This window comes from Serratia sp. HNCC26DJ244 (assembly GCF_057180565.1).
Map to the genome: position 1 here is coordinate 1 of NZ_JBXUGO010000017.1, position 15,742 is coordinate 15,742.

The following is a 15,742-nucleotide window of genomic DNA, read 5'->3' on the forward strand; positions in this document are numbered from 1 at the left end:
ACGAACAAGGTAACAGCCTTGAACAAACTCGTGTTTCTACGCAAGAGGATAGGGGGGCAGATACCGCTAGCCCTGCAAAGTGTGCTGAACTAACGTTAAGTGCTCCGTTGTTTTTTGAAAATACCCAATATCAGTTTGAATGGGTATTTTGGGGTAACGTGACGGATGCGCGTTTGGTACACCGAAGCCAAAGTGTCAGCGAGGCATTTCGGTTCTCCGCTGAAATGAAAACAGCAAGGGGGCTGGTTCCTGCACGCTTAACGGGCAGCATTGATACCGGTAATGACGTGGGTTGGCTGCGTTTGCCGCTGTCGTTTGAGCTTGATGGTAAAACCCATACCCAGCATATCGCGTTTGAAGTGCTGCCGACCAAAATGGCACTGCATCAAGACTTACCCGCCATGTACCGAGCCATTGATGCAGTTTACCCGCTCTGGCGTTTTAGTTTGGTTGAGAAAACCGAACAAGATGCTACAACCAGCAAGCAGCGTGGCCATTTCCCTTTAATGTGGCTAGCGAACTTTGCTGCATTAAGAGCCCGCTTTGAGCAAGGTATCAAGGTGATTTGTGCTGCACCCCATAGCTGCCTACAACCCACGGTTGCCAATATCAAAGCCGCCAAATTAAAGGGTCGTTTACCCCATAAATTGGCGCAGCAAGTAAAGCAAGACTTCGCCAATGGTCAATATGACCAACGCTATCGGGTCGAAAAAAAACAACTGAGCGTGGATACGGCAGAAAATCGTTTTATCAAAATGGCGGTTGGTTATTGCAAGCGTCAATTGGCTGAGTTTGAAGCCAAATTACGCCTGAGTAACCAAGCCCCAGAGCATCAACGTTTATCCGATTCTTTTTTAGATGAACTGCATAGCTGGCAGCAGCCGTTGCAAAAAGTGTTGAGCCAGAGCTTTTTGAAAGAGGTGGGGGCTTACACCGGCTTAAGCCGTGAATCCTTGGTGTTACAGCAAAAAACCGGTTACAGCGCGGTGTATCGTGTATGGCAAGAGCTGAAATTCTATTTAGACGTGTTTGGCAACCAGTCGAGCATTTCTATGAAGTCGGTGGCTGAGATTTACGAAGTTTGGTGTTTTCTCTGCCTCAAACAAATTTTGGAGCATGACCTTGGTTTTACGCTAGTTGAGAATGGTGCAGCTAAGCTATTGCAGAATGATTTTTTTGAATACCAACTGAAAGATGGCTTTGCGGGCGCGTTTCGCTTTAAGCGGGCCGATGGTGTCATCGCAAGGCTGGCGCACGAACCTAAATTCACTAAAAAGGGCAAATCAATACGCTCCTATTTGGTCAACCAAGAGCCGGACATCGTCTTAGAGGTGACGCTACCTAAAACTGCAGGTTCGGACCAAGAACAGCAATTTATTTGGTTGTTTGATGCCAAATACCGCATCAAAACTGATAAGAACCGCTTTGATGATAGCAGCGAAGATATAACATCAACCGACTACGTACCAGACGATGCCATTAACCAAATGCACCGCTACCGCGATGCGTTAATACGTTTGTCTGAGTTACAATCAAGCCTATCGAACACGACCTCTGGCCAGCTTGCGAAGAAAAGCCGCCCGGTATTTGGTGCCTTTGCGTTATACCCAGGCTTTTTTGATCAAACCCAAATGCTAAACCCTTATGCGCTGGCGATTGAAGAAGTGGGGATCGGTGCGTTCGCCCTGCTGCCGAGTCAAATTGAAAGCGGTTACTGCGGTCATCAATGGCTACTCGAGTTTTTACAAGCGCAAATTGGGTCCGTTCCACATGCGCAAGCAGGACAAGGTAATGAGACTATGTATCCTGTCGGAGGCATAGCGGAGAGGCTCTACGTACAAGAGGCCGCACGCATACCTTACCACGGCATGCGGCAAGTATTGTACCCGGACCTGACGATGACAGTAGCTCTGGGTGGGCAACGTGGACGCAGCCATGGCTACTTTGAAGGGTTTGAGCAAGGTACGGCAAAATGGTATCACCTGCCGCAAAGCACCTTTTTACGAAAATTTAAGCAACATGTGGCTGAGGAGATCCGTTATTTAGCGTTAGCATCAACCTCAGACAGCCAAAGTGACACTAAGCAAATTGACAAACTTTGGCCAATTAAACGTGTGATGGTATTACCGCGTTATGCCATTTCAGAAGAACAAGCCGGTAAAAAATCGGACTCGGCAGATCTGTATTATTTATTTGAACTTGGTAAACCACTTACGCTACAAACCCCACTGACTAAAGTACCTCACCGCCCGATAAGAAACTCTATGAAACTCACCACATTAACCCGCCTAGAGCACGTGCTAAGGTTTGCTGAAGTAGATAAAGTTTACGAAGAGGCGATGGTTTGAGTCAGCGTAACAACACTTAACAAATGCCAAACGGATAGTTGTTTTTCCGATCTAATGCATGTTGAAGAGAGGCCTTTGTTGCCAAGCCATCTCGCTTGGGTTTTGGTAATCTCGCGGTCACATTGTTGATCAGGTATACCCTTCATACGTCAAACTGCTTGGGTGTTAGCTGCAGTTACTCGCCTCGTCCGTGAGGCTCGCCCCTATCGGGGCCGCTGCAAGCAGCGTTCAAATCCGCTCCAGGCGGATTTTTCTGTCACCCTAGCCACATAGTTGGCTATGCTCCTAGGGCTTCCTCGCTTGCTGCGTGACTCGGCCCATAGGACCTCGCTCCTTCGGAGCCAGCGCTGTTCAAAACGCACAGTGTTCTGTCAAGCAATTCGAATTATTTTGGGTATACAAGATCTTGTTAAGCGAAAATATCATGTGGTGAGCAAGAAATAGACCCAACTACTTGTCCGGAGTATGCTGTTTACTTTTCCACTTTGGCTATAACAGACTGACCCAATCGGTTGTATAAGGGGTCTAATAGGAAATGTGAAGTGAATATGAAACTAGGTCGAAACGACCGTTGCCATTGTGGCAGCGGAAAAAAATACAAGCATTGCTGTATGAACAGTTTAGAAAAACAGCATGCTGAAGTGTTCGATGATGTTGAAGCCATGGTTGCCATGAACCCCAGCTTGACACTTGATGAGCTCAATGCGGCTTTGCAACATAAAATGTTTGAACGCAACAACCACCCGCACCCTGATTTTTGTGGTTTATCGCCAACGCAAATGACCAATTGGCTCTATGCGTCTTTTGATGAATTGAACGGGGTGACCATTGCCACGCCAGACGACCTTTCATCTAGCCCGGTAATGCGCTATTTAACCCTAATTCTTGATGAAGCGATGCAAAATGAGGGTTCATTTAAAGCAACCAGCAGAGGTAACCTTCCGGTTAAATTAGTCAAGCAGGCTAGCGCGTTATTGCCGGAGTTTGCGGTGTCAGAACTCAATACGCCAATCACTATTAATGACTATGCGGGTAGCAATGAAGAGAAATTCAATGCGTTGCACTATACCCGAGTGTTGGCAGAAATTGCGGGCATCATTTATCGTCGTAGTGGTCACTACCATGTCAAAAAGACAGCCCAGAAGCGCTATCAAACACAAGGTATTCAAGCCTTTTTCCAACCCATGTTAGAAACTGCAATTAAAAAATATAACTGGGGTTACTTAGACGGTTTTGATCAAAATGTTGATTTACGCACCTTCTGGCTGTTTATGCTGTGGCGCTTACAAAGCCATACCAGCGCAGATCAGCTTATTAAAGAGGTGATGACCGCCTTCCCTGATTTGTTGCAGGAGTTCTCTCCAAATGATTATTTCTCGCCAGAAAAACAGTTAGGCTTGATGATTGAATCACGTTTTATCGAGCGTTTTTTGCAGTTTTGGGGATTTATCACCGCCGATCCGAAAAGCTTTTTCCCACGAGAAGGCAAAGCACGGAAAGTTCAGCCTCAGCCTTTGTTAACCCAGACATTTCAATTTAGTGTTAAGTAATAACAAGGTCGCCGTGAGCCAATCTCAATTCTCACGCTATCTGCATCAACGGTTCGAAGCTTATTGGTTTAACAAGGATGCGTTGGAGTTTGAACGTCGTTTTAAGCGACTGATGACCAGCAGTCACAGTCGTAAAGCACGGTTAAATCGTCAGTAGCACTGGCTATTCCTTGCTGTAATACCAGCAAGGAATAGCCAAACTCCGCAAGGTGGCGTTCCTAGATAGCAATCTTGCGTTCTAAACCGGCAATCACTCCTCGTACTTACTTGGTCTACATATTGTTACTCAATAAGTAACGTTATGTAGACCTGTGACCAGACCGGGTGAACTATTAAGCATTGACGGCTAATGATGTTGCTACATTCACTCCGTCATTAGCTGTAAAAGCAATTCAGGGTTGAGCTGTTCGGCACTCGATTGACCAGATAGTACTTTATCGGCCAAGTCGCGTTTTTCACTGTGCAGTTGGATGATTTTTTCCTCCACGGTATTGACTGTGACCAACCGATAGACGGTGACAGGTTTGGTTTGCCCCATCCGATAAGCGCGATCGCTCGCTTGATCTTCCACTGCGGGGTTCCACCATGGGTCAAGGTGGATAACGGTATCAGCTTCGGTGAGGTTAAGCCCAGAACCGCCTGCTTTTAGGCTGATCAAAAAAAGGCTGTGCTTGCCAGATTTAAATGTGTTGATCGCACTTTGCCGTTGCTTGCTGGTGGATTGCCCATCGAGGTAACAAAAATCGATTCCCTGCATGGTTAACCGCTGGCCGAACCGTTTGAGTAATTGGACAAATTGGCTGAACACCAGAATATTATGTCCGCCATCAAGGGCGTCGGCGATCAGTTGCAGCGCCTCTTTTTGTTTGCTGCTGGTCTCGCTAAGGTGCTCAAACACCAAACCTGGGTCGCAACACACTTGGCGCAAGCGGGTTAAGCCAGCGAATAGCGAAATGGCGGAATTCCCGTTGCTCTCACTCAGGGTTTGCAACGCCTCTTTGCGTACCGCTTCGTAAGCATTGCGTTCTTTACTGGTCAATTCAACATGATGGATCAGCTCAGTTTTTTCCGGCAGTTCCGTTAACACCTCCTCTTTTAGGCGACGCAAAATAAATGGGCTGACTAAAGCGCGCAGTCGCAGCAGATCTTGTTCATTTTTGCCTGCTTGTGCGTATTTGGCTTTAAACTGCTTTAAAGAGCCGAGTAAGCCTGGGTTTAAGAAGGTGAACTGGCTCCAAAGTTCAACCAAATGGTTTTCCACTGGGGTGCCAGAGAGGGCAATGCGCCGCTGTGCTTTAAGATCAAACAGCACTTTAGCGCGCTCAGCATTAGGATTTTTGATCTGCTGGGCTTCATCCAAGACCACGGTTTGCCACTCGTTTGCTTGCAAGGTTTCGGCCAAGCGAGTCACCAACCCATAACTGACGACAATCACCTCTCCAGGTTGGGCATCAGCTAAGGTTTGCTGGCGATCGGCGCAGCTCTCTAGGTCTATCATTGTTAACTGCGGCGTGAAGCGTTGGCTTTCTTGGCGCCAATTCAGCAATACTGATTTGGGGCAGACCACTAAGCTTGGGCCTTGCGCTTGAAAATGGTTCAGTAGGGTTAAGGCTTGCAGCGTTTTGCCAAGCCCCATATCGTCGGCCAAACAGACACCAAAACCATTGTGCAATAAATGTGCTGCCCAGAGTACGCCGCTGCGTTGGTAATCGCGTAGTGGCTCAAGCAGTGCTTTATCAAGTGAGATGGGGTGCGACCAAGCCTGTTGTAGCGCTTGCCAACTTTGGTCACTTTGCACCGACATGGTTTCGATAAGCTTTTGTAGTGGGTAGGCCAGTTGACGATTAACCGAGAGATTGTCATCTAGCACGCTGTCTAAAAAATCTAACTGTTTACGTAGCTCATCGCTGACTAATAAGGTGAGATTTTGTTGTTCTATGGTAATAAAGCCCGTGCGCCTAGCCTCAAGTAGGCGTTTGAGATCAAGCACTTCAGCGCCATCAAAATGCACATCACCGGAAACTTGAAACCATTCTTCTTTTTGTCGAATCGAAAGGCCAACATCTTGTGAGCGCAGTTGTTTGACCCGTTTGCTCCCTTGATGCCAGTGGATGGTCACGTCTTTGAGCTGATCTAGGTCATCAAGCAGTTGCGGTAGTTGCTCGCTGGGTACGCTGTAACGATGATTTTTACATGCCTTTAAACCGAGCTTTTGGGCTATCGCTTTCGCTTGCTGTCGCTCTTGCCCAAGATCGCGGTGATACCAGAGACTACCTTCCTGATAGAGCCAGAGCGGGCCTTGTCCCGAACCGATGCGCGTGCGTTGGTCGTGAGATTGGTGCTCAATAGACAGTTCTAATGTCTTTTCGCCAAGCCTGAGCCACAAGTGCGGCGTTGCATCCCATTCTCCTAGGATAATGTTGCCACGCTCTTCGGTGAGAAAGTACCAGTTGACTTGATCACCCAAGCGTTCGATCAGCGCATCGGCCTGTTCGATGGGGACGGCGGGCATTTTTCCTGCGAGGGTAAAAAAGCGCTCGATGTGTTCGGGAATCGAATAAAAAGAGTAGATCCCTTCAATACGAGGCTGCAACAAGGCTTTGTTCTGCTTTGTCGCCGTTGGATAGCATTGCAGCACGAGCTGCCCGCTTTGTTCTTCAAGCACCACCAGGGCCGGTTCCGCGACCAAACGCAGCGGTTCGCCAGTTGCGTTAAACACGTTCTCACTTTGCGATAACAACATGAGCAAGCTGGGGGTGAGCTTAAATACGTCGCTCCAGTAATCCTGGCCGCGTTGCAAATGTTCGGTGATCGTCAGATCAATACTGGTCAAAGCAAGATTATGTTCATATTTAAGGCTGTGTGGAGAGATTTTTCGCCCAAGACTCCAGCCCTTTTTGCCCCGTTTTTGCAACTTCACCAACAAGGTATCGTGCTCGGTAATCATCCAAGCTAAACGTTCATTTTGCTGCTCTTTCGGGTTGTGCAATGTAGTGGCTACTTCGGTGATCCATATTTGCCACATATCGGGTTTATCAATGTAACGGCTTTGGCCGGTTTCCTGGTCGGTCAAATAAGCAAAAAGGCGCTGGGCCATATGCGCGAGGTTAAATTTGATTAGGGTACTGGAAGCACTAAGGTGTTCTGCCAGTGGGTGCTGAGCCAAGGCGGTGAAAAATTCTCGCAACTCTGGGCGCGTTTTGACTCGGCACATTTGCAGCAAATCCAGAACCAATTGTCCCCAAGCGATACCCTGTGGGGTACATACCGACTCGAGCCACATTGGCGCATCGTAAAACCGAGACATCAGCGTATCTTCGCTCAACTGCAGATAGTTGAAGACCTTTTGCCAATGGAAAAAACCCAGGGAATAATCACTTGCCAGCTCCAACTGTTCAAGCTGTTCCAGTCTGTTTTGGAGTAATTCAGGGCGCAGACATTGGATAATAAACAGATCGATCAAGTACGAAAGGCTGAGTTTAGTTCGGGGAGTGAGCGGGAACAGCAGTTCACGCCGAGCTAAATAGTGTTCGTCAAGGGGGGCTAGGAAGTGTTGGGCTTGGCTGGGGTTGTGCGAAAAAAGGCCCGCATCTTGGCTCAGTTGAATCGGCAACGCTCTTTTCGCCACGTTTGATATCAAGGAATGCAGGGTTTTATAGGTGGCGGGTGTGGTGGCGGCCAGTGACATCCGCAGGTAGGTCGCGAGAAAGTAATCCCCTGCACCTTTGACAAGGTCAGCGGTGTTGGCTAAATACCAAAGTTGATCACTTTGTGACATCAGGTAAAAACCATCATTGACGCTTTGTTCAAGTAGCTCCGTATCTACCGACCAAAGATAGTGCGGTGCAAACCAAGCGGCATACAAGCGAGCGTAATGGGCCTCCGGTACGCGTACCGTGTTGCGTAAGCCCTGGTTTAATCGGATTTGTGAGGTGTTCTGAGCAGCGAGCAGAGCAAAACACCAGCCATCCGCGGTGAGGTGAATAAACGTTTTCTCTTGATGTGTGTTGGTGCGGATCCAGCCAGCTTGTAGACATTGGTCACACAGCGCAGCGAATCGCCCTGCGCGTTGTTCACCCACATAGTTTAGATAAGATAAATAAAGGTCTTCAGCTTTGCGGCTAGGGCTGACAATGATGGCGGCAAGGAAATCGATTTGTCCATCTTTAAACGCATATGAGGTTATTTCTGAGCGTTGCACTGGGCCTTCCTGCGATCTTTTAAATATGGGCTTGGATATACGATATTTTCGTGGTTTTGGGCTCGTTTGTCTTTAAATAAAAAAGTAGAAAATTTGATTGATTGGCTATACCAACTGAATCAATCTAGCGGTGATCACGGTGGGGTTTCCATAAGTATTGGTGACGAGTATACGATTAATGAAAAAAACATAGGGCATTATGGATAATTTTCCTAAATTTATTCAATGGATTATCTTGCTACTGGCTTCATTGTTATTGGGAGGGTTACTGCAATTCTTCCACTTTCCCGCTGCTCTGCTGTTAGGGCCGATGATTGTTGGCGTCGTGATGGGCCTGCTAGGGGCATCAGTCCGTGTTCCCGCCCATTACTTTGTTGTTTCACAAGCCGTGTTAGGCTGCATGATTGCTCAAAGTCTATCCCCCGATATTCTGACGCCGTTACTGCAAGATTGGCCACTGGTGTTACTGGTTTTGCTCTCTACGCTGTTGGCAAGCGGGTTTGCCGGCTGGTGTCTTATGCGCTTTAGCGGGTTACCGGGGCCGACCGGCGCTTGGGGAACTTCACCCGGCGGGGCTTCGGCGATGGTGGCGATGGCCGGGGATTTTGGTGCCGATGTCCGTCTGGTGGCCTTTATGCAATATCTGCGGGTGCTGTTCGTGGCGACGGCAGCAGCAATGGTGGTGCGTATTAGCTTGGGGAGTGAGGCAGGGCAAGGCAGTGTGGCAGTTGAGTGGTTCCCAGCATTGCATTGGAATTTTCTAGGCACGGTAGGGATTGCTGTGGCGGGTATCTGGCTGGGGCCACGCTTGCGTATTCCCTCTGGTGTACTGATGTTGCCAATGATCCTGGGGGCTGCATTACACTCTAGCGGCACCATGATGTTGCAGGTGCCGGAATGGTTGTTGGCGTTGGCTTATACGGTCATTGGCTGGAGTGTGGGGCTGCGTTTTACCCGGCCAATCTTCCTGTTGGCATTGCGTACCTTGCCACAAATAGTGATGTCGATTATCGCCTTGATGCTGTTTTGTGGCGGACTGGCATGGATGTTAACCCTATTTTTGCCTGTCGATCTATTAACTGCTTATCTGGCAACCAGCCCAGGAGGGTTGGATACAGTGGCCATTATTGCCGCAGGTAGCCGGGTTGATATCACGTTTGTAATGGCCATGCAGACACTGCGTTTGTTCACTATTTTATTGACCGGGCCAGCAATAGCGCGGTTTATTTCCAACCGCGCCTTGCCGACGAAATCAACGTAATATCCGCTGGGTATAGAGCGCATCAAGGGTGAACAGCCCTAACGCCGCCCAGATAAAGCCGAAGGTGACCAATTTATCCAGGCCGATCGTTTCGCCGTAGAAGGTGGTAGCCAATAGGAACATCATGGTTGGGCCAAGGTATTGAAAGAACCCAAGGGTTGAAAGACGCAACCGGGTGGCTGCCGCCGTAAAGAACAGCAGTGGTACGGTGGTGATAATCCCGGCAGCCACCAGTAATAGATTTAATGACCAAGGGTTGTTACTGAGCTGACTGGTGGGGCTGTCGGCAATCAGAAACAGGTAGATGGCGGCGACGGGTAGTAACCACAACGTTTCAACCAACATACCGGTTTGCGCATCAATAGCGATTTTTTTGCGTAATAGCCCATAAAAGGCAAAGCTGAAAGCCAGCCCCAGAGCGACGATGGGCAGTGAACCGAACTGCCACAATTGCACCAGTACCCCGGTAAATGCCAACGCGACGGCGAACCATTGCATACGGCGAAATCGCTCACCCAAGAACAGCATCCCGAGCAGGATATTCACTAACGGATTGATAAAATAGCCTAGGCTCGCTTCCAGCATATGGTGGTTATTCACCGCCCAAATAAACAGTAGCCAGTTGCCCCCCACCAAGACCGCAGTCACGGCCAGTAAGAGTAGCTTTTTGGGATTACGACATGCCGCTCGTACTTTTTGCCAGTGGCGGCCCAGCGATATCAGCACCAACATAAACAAAAATGACCAAATCACCCGATGGGTCAGGATCTCATCAGCAGGTACTTGTTGGATCAACTTGAAATAGACCGGGGCAATGCCCCAAATAAAATAAGCGGCCAGAGCAAATAAGATGCCCTGCCGCGTCTGGTTTGCATCCATAAGGAGTACCGGGTAGGAACTGAGATACAGAGATTTTACTGTAGTTAACCGAGCGTGTCCCGATTTTGTGATCTACATACAGTTATGTTGTTACAAAGTCTGTTTCCAGTTGGGCCTATTGATGCCAGCTATCAACAGCAGGGCAGCGGGGCAATGTTTGGCACAGAGCATATTGCCCCGCTGTTATCCCACCAGATAGGTAGCCGTTGCGCTGGCAATATGCACGCCGTCGTGATTATGCAGTTCAACGCGCGCCACTGATACTTTATTACCGCTACGCAGCACGCTGGCGGCGGCAATAAAGTGCTCACCACGGCCAGGGCGCAAATAGTCAACGCGCAAATCGATAGTTCCCATGCGTGCCAAGCGGGCCAACAGTTCCTCTTCGAACAGGGGATCTTGGCGTATCAGAACATTGCCGACACAGACCAATCCGGCGGCAACATCCAGCACCGAGGCGATCACCCCACCATGCAGGATATTTTGTGCGGCATTACCCACCAGCTTGTGTTGATTGATAAAGGTCAACTCCACATAGTCGTCGTCAAAGTGGCGCAATTCCAACCCCAATTCACGATTAAATGGCATGTGATAGACAAAAATCTCACTGATCTTCTGACGCGCGGCTTCCACGGTCATCGGGGTATGCGACATGGTTATTACCTTCAGAGGAATAGGGTTGCTGGGCGCATTCGCCAATCCGTGTTGCTCATTTGTTAATTCTATGCTTTTTTTTGTTTCTTTCTAGTCCCACCTAAACATATCATCTACTAAAATGTTCAACATCTTTACTGATTATCCGGTTAAGGCGGCATTTCTTATGCTACATGCCCAGTAATGATGATCGGCATAGCGAGTTAATGGCTCATAACCGGATGCTCAGTGACACCATCAGCAATTAAGCAAGGGACAGCGCCTATGATTTGTGTGTAAAATAATCCGTTTTTATCACAACTTTTCTTAATATTTCTGGAGTGAGCAAATCATGCGCGTTATGTCTGTTGCGTTGATGGCGCTGTTGTTAGCACCATTAGCCGTATCGGCCAATGAGGCTTCTGAGCAAAAGAATCTGAATACATCCGCGGTTCGTGGCAGCATTATTAGCAATATGTTGCAGCATTATGATGGGCCATTCACTTTTTATGCTTATGAACCCAACTACTTAATTTACACCGATACCAGTGACCTCAATAAAGAGGCTATCGAATCCTATAGTTGGTCGCAAAATGCCAAAAAAGATGAGGTTAAATTCCAGATTAGTCTGGCCTTTCCTATCTGGACGGGTATTCTCGGTGAGAATTCGTTATTGGGGGCTTCCTATACTCAGCGTTCCTGGTGGCAACTTTCTAATAGTGAGGAGTCATCGCCGTTTCGTGAAACTAACTATGAACCCCAAATTTTCCTTGGCTGGGCCACCGATTACCAGTTTGCTGGTTGGACGTTGCGCGATATTGAAGTGGGTTTTAACCATCAGTCCAATGGCCGTGAAGATCCCACTTCCCGTAGTTGGAACCGCGGTTATGCACGCTTGATGGCGCAGAACGGCAATTGGCAGGTAGATATCAAGCCCTGGTTCCGTTTTTCTGAAAGTGATAGCAACGACGATAATCCGGATATCACCAAGTATATGGGGTATTACCGGCTAAAAGTGGGTTATGCCCTGGGGCAAAGTGTGGTCAGTGTTAATAGCCACTATAACTGGAACACCGGTTTTGGTGGTGCGGAGCTGGGCTGGAGTTATCCTATCACCTCTCATGTGCGTTTCTATACTCAGCTGTTCAGTGGTTATGGCGAATCGATGATTGATTACAACTTCAAACAGACACGGTTTGGTGTTGGTGTCATGCTTAACGATATTATGTAATTTTGTGGTGCGGATGGCAGTGCCAAACTGGGTACTGCTGTCGTGTTTAAATGGGGAAGGGTGTGTCAACCGCAGCAGTGATAAACAAAGAGTTGCTAGCAGAGCAGGTGTTGCGTAATACCTTCGGCTATCAGCAGTTCCGTCCGGGTCAACAAACGATTATCAACGCCACCATTGCGGGTCAGGATTGCCTGGTCGTAATGCCCACTGGCGGAGGTAAGTCATTGTGTTATCAAATTCCGGCACTGGTGATGGATGGGCTGACGCTGGTGGTCTCCCCATTAATTTCATTGATGAAAGATCAGGTTGATCAACTGCTCGCCTATGGCGTGGCAGCCGCGTGCTATAACTCGACACAAACCCGTGAGCAGCAGTGGGAAGTGATGGCAAATTGCCGTAGTGGCAAGATCAAATTGCTCTATGTTGCCCCTGAACGGCTGGTGATGGACAGTTTCTTTGAGTTACTGGAACATTGCCCACCCGCATTACTGGCAGTGGATGAAGCACACTGCATCTCTCAGTGGGGGCATGATTTCCGCCCGGAGTATCGGGCGCTAGGCCAGTTGAAACAACGTTTTCCTACCATGCCGGTGTTGGCGTTGACTGCCACGGCGGATGAAGCCACCCGGCGGGATATTGTCCGTTTACTGTCGTTACAGGACCCGCTGATCCAGATCAGCAGTTTTGATCGCCCTAATATCCGCTACACGTTGGTGGAGAAGTTCAAACCGTTCGACCAGCTATGGCGTCTGGTGCAAGACCAGCGGGGCAAAAGTGGCATTATTTACTGTAATAGCCGCGCTAAGGTGGAAGACACGGCCGCCCGCTTGCAGAGCCGAGGGCTGAGTGTGGCGGCTTATCATGCCGGTTTGGATAACGCCCGTCGTTCTCAAGTGCAGGAAGCCTTTCAACGTGATGACTTGCAGGTGGTAGTCGCCACGGTGGCTTTTGGCATGGGGATTAATAAGCCTAATGTGCGCTTTGTGGTGCACTTTGATATACCGCGCAACATCGAGTCCTATTATCAGGAAACGGGGCGTGCAGGGCGTGATGGTTTACCGGCAGAAGCGGTGCTGTTGTATGACCCGGCCGATATGGCCTGGCTGCGTCGCTGTCTGGAAGAGAAACCGGCAGGTCCGCAGTTGGATATCGAACGCCATAAGCTCAATGCCATGGGGGCCTTTGCGGAGGCACAAACCTGCCGCCGTTTGGTGCTGTTGAATTACTTTGGTGAAGGCCGTCAGCAAGCCTGTGGCAACTGTGATATCTGCCTTGATCCCCCTAAGCGTTATGATGGCCTTGAGGATGCGCGCAAGGCTTTGTCGGTGATAGGCCGTGTTGGGCAACGCTTTGGTATTGCTTATGTGGTGGAAGTCTTGCGCGGTGCCAATAACCAGCGCATCCGCGAATTTGGCCATGAAAAGCTGCCGGTGTATGGGATTGGCCGCGATCAAACTACTGAGCACTGGACCAGTGTTCTGCGCCAACTGATTCATCTGGGTTTTATTACGCAGAATATTGCCATGTATTCGGCGCTGCAACTGACGGAAGCCGCGCGCCCAATATTGCGTGGTGAACTGCCCTTGCAACTGGCGGTGCCAAGAATTCAGCGTATTAAATTGCGTAGCAGTGCCAACCAGAAATCCTATGGCGGCAATTATGATCGCAAGCTATTTGCCAAATTGCGCAAGCTGCGTAAATCCATTGCCGATGAAGAGAATATCCCGCCTTATGTGGTGTTCAATGATGCGACTTTGCTGGAGATGGCGGAGCAGATGCCGATCAACGCCAGCGAGCTGTTGAGTGTTAACGGTGTTGGTCAACGCAAACTGGAACGTTTTGGGACCCCTTTTATGGCGGTGATCCGCGAGCATCTCGATGATGAAGAAAGATAAGGACCTACAAGCATGTCGATACTGTTTTTGAAGATAGCACTGCTACATCTGGTGGCGTTAATCAGTCCAGGGCCGGATTTCTTTTTTGTGTCTCAAACTGCAGTCAGTCGTTCGCGCCGTGAGGCGATGCTGGGGGTAGTGGGTATTACTCTCGGCGTCATGGTTTGGGCTGGCGTGGCATTACTGGGCTTGAACCTGATCCTGCAGAAAATGGCGTGGTTGCATCAGATTATTATGGTGGCGGGGGGCATATATCTGTGTTGGATGGGGTGGCAACTGTTGCGCTCAGCCCGTAGCCACCATCTGCACCCCTGTGAATCAACCGAGGGGAAAGTGGTATTAGCGAAACCTGGGCGCAGTTTTATCCGTGGTTTGTTGACTAACCTTTCCAACCCGAAAGCGGTGATTTATTTTGGTAGCGTGTTCTCGCTGTTTGTTGGGGAAGAGGTGGGTGCCGGTGCGCGTTGGGGGTTATTCGCCTTGATCACTGGCGAAACTTTGCTGTGGTTTAGTTTGGTGGCGGTGGTATTCGCCTTACCTAAGATGCGCCGAGGTTATCAGCGCATGGTGAAGTGGGTTGATGGCCTGGCCGGGGTATTGTTCACCGGTTTTGGTGTGCATCTGATCTTTACCCGTTAACCAAGCTAGGTTCTGCCGGTCGCCTTATGCCTTGTGGGCGGTGGCTAATAACCCCGCCACCAGAATAAACAGTGAACCGAAAATGCGGTTTAGTAATTGCATTTGTCGCGGTGTTTTCAGCCAACGGGCAATTCGGGTGGCCAGCGTGGCATAACCCGTCATGACGATAATATCCACCACCACACTGGTGATCCCGAGTATGAGATACTGCGCTAATTGTGGTTGGTTAGGGATGATAAATTGCGGGAAGAGCGCCGCGAGAAACACAATACTTTTAGGGTTGGACAGATTCACCAGCACGGCGCGGCGAAACAGGTGGCGGCGTGGCAGGGTGCCTGCCAATGTGTGTAAATCCAGCGCACCAGCGGATCGCCACTGCTGAATACCTAACCACATCAGATAGACCACCCCCAGCCATTTCAGCAGTTCAAATGCCAGCAGCGATTGGGAAACTATCGCCCCCAGGCCAATCCCCACCAAGACAATATGAATGCACAACCCCAGTTGCAACCCAGCAATGGAGGCTACCGCCCCACGATAACCGTGGCTGATACCGGTGCTCATGGTGTTGATGGCTCCTGAACCGGGGGAAAGGCTCAGGATCAGGGTTGTCAGCAGATAGGTTAACCACCAGTCTAAGGTCATTGTCAGGCTTCCTGAATGTGTTCTTCCATGGTTTGCAAACTAGCGGAACGTTGTGACTGGCTGATATTCCGGCAGCAACTTGCATGAACTTGGGGCTGATTTGTGACACAATAAGTTATACCCATTGCTTTTCAAGCGATATATCCTTCATCCTGCAAATTGCTTGGGTGTTGCCTGCCGTTACTCGCTTCGTCCATGAGGTTCGCCCCTAGCGGAGACAGCGCCAGCGCTGTTCAAAAGCTCAGCGTTTTGTAAAGCAATTCGAATTATTTTGGGTATAGTGTAATTAATCTTGAGCCGGTTTTTGTATCGGCTAGCTGCAACGTATACTCAAGTTCAATGAGGTTGCAGGCAGGCGGCCAAGGCGTGAGTCCCCGGGAGAATAGATAACTATGTGACCGGGGCGAGGGCGTGCAGCCAACACCGCTGCAGCTTCATTGGTGACGAGTATAGAAGGCCA

At 49.3% G+C, this 15,742-nt stretch carries 10 protein-coding genes; 6 read left to right on the forward strand and 4 right to left on the reverse strand.

Annotation, left to right across the window (positions count from 1 at the left end; all coding sequences use genetic code 11):
- Together AC2A06_RS13580 and AC2A06_RS13585 are read left to right on the forward strand one after the other, a co-directional pair.
- Positions 1-2,348, forward strand: a 2,348-nt coding sequence (locus AC2A06_RS13580) for a DUF2357 domain-containing protein (protein ID WP_484380637.1), incomplete at its 5' end; no start/stop codon positions are given.
- Between the two features lie 548 nt (positions 2,349-2,896).
- Positions 2,897-3,898: an SEC-C domain-containing protein gene (locus AC2A06_RS13585; RefSeq protein ID WP_484380693.1), complete on the forward strand. Its 1,002-nt coding sequence runs from the start codon at positions 2,897-2,899 to the stop codon at positions 3,896-3,898.
- Positions 3,899-4,262: 364 nt separating this feature from the next.
- On the opposite strand, the gene AC2A06_RS13590 is transcribed toward AC2A06_RS13585, so the two are convergent.
- Positions 4,263-8,099, reverse strand: coding sequence for a DEAD/DEAH box helicase (locus tag AC2A06_RS13590; RefSeq protein ID WP_484380638.1), 3,837 nt, complete (start codon positions 8,097-8,099; stop codon positions 4,263-4,265).
- 199 nt (positions 8,100-8,298) lie between these two features.
- Here AC2A06_RS13590 and AC2A06_RS13595 point away from each other — a divergent pair, with 199 nt between their 5' ends.
- Positions 8,299-9,360, forward strand: a complete 1,062-nt coding sequence (locus tag AC2A06_RS13595; protein ID WP_484380639.1) for an AbrB family transcriptional regulator — start codon at positions 8,299-8,301, stop codon at positions 9,358-9,360.
- On the opposite strand, the gene rarD is transcribed toward AC2A06_RS13595, so the two are convergent.
- Positions 9,352-10,239, reverse strand: a complete 888-nt coding sequence (gene rarD / locus AC2A06_RS13600) for an EamA family transporter RarD (protein ID WP_484380640.1) — start codon at positions 10,237-10,239, stop codon at positions 9,352-9,354. The two genes, AC2A06_RS13595 and rarD, sit on opposite strands and share 9 nt — an antisense overlap.
- Positions 10,240-10,422: 183 nt before the next feature.
- Positions 10,423-10,893: a thioesterase family protein gene (locus AC2A06_RS13605; RefSeq protein WP_484380641.1), complete on the reverse strand. Its 471-nt coding sequence runs from the start codon at positions 10,891-10,893 to the stop codon at positions 10,423-10,425.
- A gap of 331 nt (positions 10,894-11,224) precedes the next feature.
- Here AC2A06_RS13605 and pldA point away from each other — a divergent pair, with 331 nt between their 5' ends.
- From pldA to rhtC, 3 genes are all read left to right on the forward strand, one after another.
- Entirely contained in the window at positions 11,225-12,103 is an 879-nt protein-coding gene (pldA, locus tag AC2A06_RS13610; RefSeq protein WP_484380642.1) for a phospholipase A, read from the forward strand.
- A 62-nt stretch (positions 12,104-12,165) separates the two neighbouring features.
- Complete coding sequence (gene recQ, locus AC2A06_RS13615; RefSeq protein ID WP_484380643.1) at positions 12,166-13,998, forward strand: ATP-dependent DNA helicase RecQ; 1,833 nt, start codon at positions 12,166-12,168, stop codon at positions 13,996-13,998.
- Between the two features lie 12 nt (positions 13,999-14,010).
- The gene (gene rhtC, locus AC2A06_RS13620) at positions 14,011-14,637 is read left to right on the forward strand and encodes a threonine export protein RhtC (protein WP_023490752.1); all 627 of its coding nucleotides are present in this window, start codon (positions 14,011-14,013) and stop codon (positions 14,635-14,637) included.
- 24 nt (positions 14,638-14,661) lie between these two features.
- Here rhtC and rhtB read toward each other — a convergent pair whose 3' ends face one another.
- Positions 14,662-15,282, reverse strand: a complete 621-nt coding sequence (gene rhtB / locus AC2A06_RS13625; RefSeq protein ID WP_484380644.1) for a homoserine/homoserine lactone efflux protein — start codon at positions 15,280-15,282, stop codon at positions 14,662-14,664.
- Positions 15,283-15,742 lie beyond the last annotated feature (460 nt).